The organism is Nocardioides daeguensis, assembly GCF_019192965.1.
Lineage (GTDB): Bacteria > Actinomycetota > Actinomycetes > Propionibacteriales > Nocardioidaceae > Nocardioides > Nocardioides daeguensis.
On record NZ_JAHTKU010000038.1, the window covers coordinates 1 to 1,497 of the forward strand.

Here is a 1,497-nt window from a genome sequence, read left to right on the forward strand (position 1 = left end):
GGCGAAATCAACCGGTCGTCGCAACACCTCGATCATGGAGGTGTTGAACGATGGCGACGAAGGACTGGAGCAGGAAGACCAGCGATGTGCCCGAGAGCGGGCGTCGGCAGTGGCGTGCTGATCGGGCGCTGAGGCCGGCAATGCGCTCGCCCGGACGGCCTGATCCGTCGCGTGTGGTGCAGCGGCAGTTCTGGCGGTTGATCGCCACGGGCATCACGACGGTGGAGGCTTCGATGGCCGTTGGCGTGTCGTGGCCGGTCGGGGCCCGCTGGTTTCGTCACGCTGGCGGCATGCCGCCGATCTCGCTGGCCGAACCCACCGGCCGTTACCTGACTTTCGAGGAACGCGAGGAGATCGCGATCCTGCGAGCCCAGGACAAGGGCGTGCGCGAGATCGCCCGCGCGATCGGGCGTGATCCGGGAACGATTTCACGCGAACTGCGTCGCAACGCCGCGACCCGTAGCGGGAAGCAGGAGTACCGCGCCACCGTCGCGCAGTGGAAGGCACAGCAGGCTGCCAAGCGTCCGAAGGCCGCGAAGCTCGTAGAGAACCCGAGGCTGCGCGAGTACGTCCAGGACCGGCTCGCCGGGAACGTCCGCCGGCCCGACGGAACGATCGTGCCCGGTCCGAAGCCGCCGCCATGGAAGGGACTGAACAAACCCCATCGCCAAGACCGACGGTGGTCGACGGCGTGGAGCCCAGAGCAGATCGCTCAGCGGCTGAAGGTCGAGTTCCCTGATGATGAGTCCATGCGCATCAGCCACGAGGCGATCTATCAGTCGCTGTTCATCGAGGGGCGTGGTGCACTCAAGCGCGAGCTCGTCACGTGCCTTCGTACAGGGCGCGCGTTGCGGGCACCCCGCGAGCGGTCGAGGAACAAGGCGCAGGGGCACGTGACCGCCGACGTCGTCCTCAGCGAACGCCCAGCGGAGGCCGATGACCGGGCCGTCCCTGGCCATTGGGAGGGAGATCTAATCATCGGGACCGGCCGGTCAGCGATCGGCACTCTTGTCGAGCGCAGCAGCCGCTCGACGTTGCTGGTGCACCTGCCGCGCATGGAGGGCTGGGGCGAGAAGGCGTATGTCAAGAACGGGCCGTCGTTGGGAGGCTACGGGGCCGTCGCGATGAACGCCGCACTGGCTGCGTCGATGACGAAGCTGCCCGAGCAGTTGCGCAAGACGCTGACCTGGGATCGCGGCAAGGAGCTCTCTGGGCACGCGCTGTTCGCGATGGAGACCGGGACGCGGGTGTTCTTCGCTGACCCGCACTCCCCGTGGCAGCGGCCGACCAACGAGAACACCAACGGCCTGCTGCGCCAGTACTTCCCCAAAGGGACCGACCTGTCGCGCTGGTCCGCCGAAGACCTCGAGGCCGTCGCTCACACGCTCAACAACCGGCCCCGCAAGACCCTCGGATGGAAGACACCTGCTGAGGTCTTCGAGGAGCAACTACGCTCCCTACTACAGAACGGTGTTGCATCGACTGGTTGAACCTGCC

At 66.8% G+C, this 1,497-nt stretch carries 1 protein-coding gene; it reads left to right on the plus strand.

Annotated features, from left to right (window positions below):
* Positions 1-50: 50 nt before the first annotated feature.
* Positions 51-1,490 (plus strand): IS30 family transposase, encoded by a 1,440-nt coding sequence (locus KU893_RS22380; protein WP_443678870.1) that lies wholly within the window; start codon positions 51-53, stop codon positions 1,488-1,490.
* Positions 1,491-1,497: the final 7 nt, after the last annotated feature.